This is a genomic window from Streptomyces sp. 13-12-16 (assembly GCF_002114215.1).
Classification (GTDB): Bacteria; Actinomycetota; Actinomycetes; order Streptomycetales; family Streptomycetaceae; genus Streptomyces.
In genome coordinates this window covers 1-3,956 of record NZ_NCTE01001115.1, presented here as the reverse complement: position 1 = coordinate 3,956, position 3,956 = coordinate 1, and the positions used below count along the sequence as shown (strand labels likewise).

4 protein-coding genes are annotated in these 3,956 nt (G+C 71.7%); 1 reads left to right on the top strand and 3 read right to left on the bottom strand.

Features of this window, described 5'->3' with window-relative positions; translation table 11 throughout:
- Positions 1 to 390 precede the first annotated feature (390 nt).
- A complete protein-coding gene (locus B7767_RS36110) occupies positions 391 to 2,163 on the bottom strand; it encodes a biotin carboxylase N-terminal domain-containing protein (RefSeq protein WP_085575726.1) in 1,773 nt (590 codons plus the stop codon).
- Between the two features lie 364 nt (positions 2,164 to 2,527).
- On the opposite strand from B7767_RS36110, the gene B7767_RS36105 reads away from it, so the two are divergent.
- Positions 2,528 to 3,019 (top strand): hypothetical protein, encoded by a 492-nt coding sequence (locus tag B7767_RS36105; RefSeq protein ID WP_085575725.1) that lies wholly within the window; start codon positions 2,528 to 2,530, stop codon positions 3,017 to 3,019.
- On the opposite strand, the gene B7767_RS36100 is transcribed toward B7767_RS36105, so the two are convergent.
- Positions 2,988 to 3,608: a nucleoside triphosphate pyrophosphatase gene (locus tag B7767_RS36100; RefSeq protein WP_085575724.1), complete on the bottom strand. Its 621-nt coding sequence runs from the start codon at positions 3,606 to 3,608 to the stop codon at positions 2,988 to 2,990. The genes B7767_RS36105 and B7767_RS36100 overlap by 32 nt on opposite strands.
- A gap of 31 nt (positions 3,609 to 3,639) precedes the next feature.
- Complete coding sequence (gene mmpB / locus B7767_RS48655; RefSeq protein ID WP_256923689.1) at positions 3,640 to 3,768, bottom strand: morphogenic membrane protein MmpB; 129 nt, start codon at positions 3,766 to 3,768, stop codon at positions 3,640 to 3,642.
- Positions 3,769 to 3,956 lie beyond the last annotated feature (188 nt).

Here is a 3,956-nt window from a genome sequence, read left to right as displayed (position 1 = left end):
CGGGAAGGGGACGGGGCGGGGGTGGCCGCCCGCAGCGGCCGGCGCGTCCGCGCCGTCCAGCCCCACCGAGGAGCGTGATCCGCGCCGGTCCGAGGACGGACACCCCCGACGCGGCCCCGACCCACCCACCGACCGTGGGCGCTACCCCAGCCCCCACCGAAGCCGCACAGGCGCCGCAGGCATGGGACCCGCACCCCCACCGAAGCCGCACAGGCACAAGAGCCGCACCCCACCGAACCGAAAGCCGCACCGCAGGCATCCCGTCCACCGGGCCGAACACCGCGCCGCAGGCGCAGGACCCGCACCCCCACCGGGGCGAGCAGCGGCGCCGCAGGTACAGGACCCGCACCCCCACCGGGGCGAGCAGCGGCGCCGCTGGCGTCAGGCGTGTCAGTCCTTGATCTCGCAGATCGCCGCACCGGAGGTGATGGAGGCACCGACCTCCGCGCTCAGACCCTTGATCGTGCCGGACCGGTGGGCGTTGATGGGCTGTTCCATCTTCATGGCCTCCAGGACGACGACCAGGTCGCCCTCCTTGACCTCCTGCCCCTCCTCCACGGCGAGCTTGACGATCGTGCCCTGCATCGGAGAGGCGAGGGTGTCGCCCGAGGCCACCGGGCCCGACTTCTTCGCCGCGCGCCGCTTCGGCTTCGCGCCCGCCGCCAGCCCCGTACGGGCCAGGGACATGCCCAGCGAGGCCGGGAGCGAGACCTCCAGACGCTTGCCGCCGACCTCGACGACGACCGTCTCGCGGTCGACCTCCTCCTCCGCCCCCGCGTCGACCGCGGCGGCGAACGGCTTGATCTCGTTGACGAACTCCGTCTCGATCCACCGCGTGTGCACCGTGAACGGTTCGGCCGAACCGGTGAGCTCGGGCGCGAACGCCGGGTCCTTCACCACCGCGCGGTGGAACGGGATGGCCGTGGCCATGCCCTCGACCTGGAACTCCGCCAGCGCACGGGAGGCCCGCTCCAGCGCCTCCTTGCGGGTGCGCCCGGTGACGATCAGCTTCGCCAGCAGCGAGTCCCACGCCGGGCCGATGACCGACCCGGACTCCACCCCCGCGTCCAGCCGCACACCCGGCCCCGACGGCGCGTCGAAACGGGTGACGGTGCCGGGCGCCGGCAGGAAGTTCCGCCCCGGGTCCTCACCGTTGATCCGGAACTCGAACGAGTGACCCCGCAGCACCGGATCGCCGTACCCCAGCTCCTCACCGTCCGCGATGCGGAACATCTCCCGCACCAGGTCGATGCCGGCGACCTCCTCGGTCACCGGGTGCTCCACCTGCAGACGCGTGTTCACCTCCAGGAAGGAGATCGTGCCGTCCAGGCCGACGAGGAACTCCACCGTGCCCGCGCCGACGTAGCCGGCCTCCTTCAGGATCGCCTTGGAGGCGGAGTACAGCTCCTCCACCTGGGCGTCCGACAGGAACGGCGCCGGCGCCTCCTCGACCAGCTTCTGGTGGCGCCGCTGCAGCGAGCAGTCACGCGTGGAGACCACGACCACGTTGCCGTACTTGTCGGCCAGGCACTGCGTCTCCACGTGCCGGGGCTTGTCCAGGTAGCGCTCGACGAAGCACTCACCGCGACCGAAGGCGGCGACCGCCTCGCGCACCGCGGAGTCGTACAGCTCCGGCACCTCCTCCAGCGTCCGCGCCACCTTCAGACCGCGTCCGCCACCACCGAAGGCGGCCTTGATGGCGATCGGCAGCCCGTGCTCCTCCGCGAAGGCGACGACCTCCTCGGCACCGCTCACCGGATCGGGCGTACCCGCCACCAGCGGGGCGCCCGCGCGCTGCGCGATGTGCCGGGCCGCGACCTTGTCACCCAGATCGCGGATCGCCTGCGGCGGCGGGCCGATCCAGATCAGGTCCGCGTCCAGCACCGCCTGCGCGAACTCGGCGTTCTCGGAGAGGAAGCCGTAGCCCGGATGGATGGCGTCCGCGCCCGACTCCTTCGCGGCCTTGAGCACCTTGTCGATGTCGAGGTAACTGGTGGCCGGAGTGTCACCGCCCAGGGCGAACGCCTCATCCGCGGCGCGGACATGCAGAGCGTCCCGGTCCGGGTCGGCATAGACGGCAACGCTCGCGATTCCGGCATCCCGGCAGGCCCGGGCCACGCGGACAGCGATTTCGCCACGGTTGGCGATGAGCACCTTGCGCACGATTGAGGCTCCCTCCTTGAAACAAGCCGAGTTTAGGGACTGCCGACACGGCACTTCGACCCGTCCCCACTGGTGAGCTTGCCCACACGGAGCGTGATGCGAGGCTCGCTCGACCCGCGAAAGCCCTTGTCGTACCTCGGTACGCAGGACTCCTCCCGGAAACCCTAGCCGTCCTGTGTGGTCAAGGTCTCTGTGAGAGCGTGCTGCGGCCCACTCCGTTTCTTTGTGGAGTCCCTACGAATGGCCCAATGATTCTTTGCCCTCCGCAGAACCCTTGTACCGAGGTTTACCCGTTAGTAGCCTTCGCGTCGGCCCGGACATACTCGGGGTAACAGCAGGCGTGCTCGAAAGTGGGTGGGGGCCGGTGGTGCGCAGACCGGTGGCGTGGGTCGTGGCGCTCGTACTGTTCGCCGAGGCGCTCGGCACAGCGGCGCTGAACTGGTTCCTGGGCGTCGTCGTCGACCGGCAGGACATGTCGCTGGCCGGTCTCGATCCGGACGTGATGTCGACGTCCTCGAAGATCGGCGGGATCGTCTTCGGGCTCTACTTCGCGCTGTGCGGCCTGGTGGCCCTGCTGGTCGCCCTGCGCGACCGGGCGCCCGCCGGGCTCGGCCGGGTGCTGCTGATCAGCGCGGCGGTGGTGCACGCGCTGCTGGGCGCGGTCACCTGGGGCCTGGTCGGCCCGCCCGCGTTCCTCTGCATGGTGGTCGTGCTCGCGCTCATCGTGCTGCTGCTGATGACGTACGACGGCCGTCCGGAGCAGCCGGCCGCCGCCGGGTCCGGCGCCGCTCCCGGGGGCGGCGCCGGTGGTGACGGCTCTCCGGTCACGCCTCCGGCCGCGCCCACAGCTCCGTGATGCCGACGCCGAGGTCGGCGAGGAGACGCCGGACCAGGGGCAGGCTGATGCCGATGACGTTGCCGTGGTCGCCGTCGATGCCGTCGATGAACGGGGCCGAGCGGCCGTCCAGGGTGAACGCCCCGGCGACGTGGAGCGGTTCGCCGGAGGCCACGTAGGCGGTGATCTCCTCGTCGGTGGGATCGCCGAAGCGGACCACGGTGGAGGCGGTGGCGGAGACGTAACGGCCGCTGACGGTCTCGTAGACGCAGTGACCGGTCTGCAGCGTCCCCGCGCGGCCCCGCATGTCCTTCCAGCGCGCGATGGCCTCCTCGGGGTCCGCGGGCTTGCCGAGGGCCCGGCCGTCCAGTTCCAGGACCGAGTCGCAGCCGATCACCAGCGCGCCCTTGACCTCGGGCTTCGCGGCGACGACGGACGCCTTGGCCTCGGCCAGGGCGAGCGCCAGTTCGGCGGGGGTGGGGGCGGTGACGGCGTCCTCGTCGACCCCGCTGACGATCACCTCGGGATCCAGCCCGGCCTGGCGGAGCAGCCCGAGCCGGGCGGGGGACTGGGAGGCGAGCACGAGTCGGCGGCGCGGCTGATCTGTCATGCGGTCAGCGTATCGACGTGGCCCGGATGCCTCATCTCACGCCGATCACGAGCATGGCGAGCACCATGGCCAGCGCCATGAGAACGCCCAGCCGCCGCAGCATGTCCTGCGTGTCGCGCAGTTCTTCGGGCGGCTCGTTCTCGGGATCGGACCACAGCATGCCACCAGCGTGGGGCCTGGTCGGCCGAGGTGCCTGAGTACGCGTACTCAAGTAGGGGCGCGGCGTCGTTCCTCCGTGCGCCCGCGCGGCGGAGCCGCATGGGCGCACGGCCCCCGCGCCCCCGAGGCCGGCGGCGGCTCAGCCCGGCCAGTACGTGCGAGTCCACGATGCCGGGCCCGGGCGCGGGA

Excerpts from the sequence above, each read along its gene's own strand:
- B7767_RS36100 (WP_085575724.1), bottom strand. The coding sequence starts at position 3,608 with ATGACAGATCAGCCGCGCCGCCGACTCGTGCTCGCCTCCCAGTCCCCC.
- mmpB (WP_256923689.1), bottom strand. The coding sequence starts at position 3,768 with ATGCTGTGGTCCGATCCCGAGAACGAGCCGCCCGAAGAACTGCGCGAC.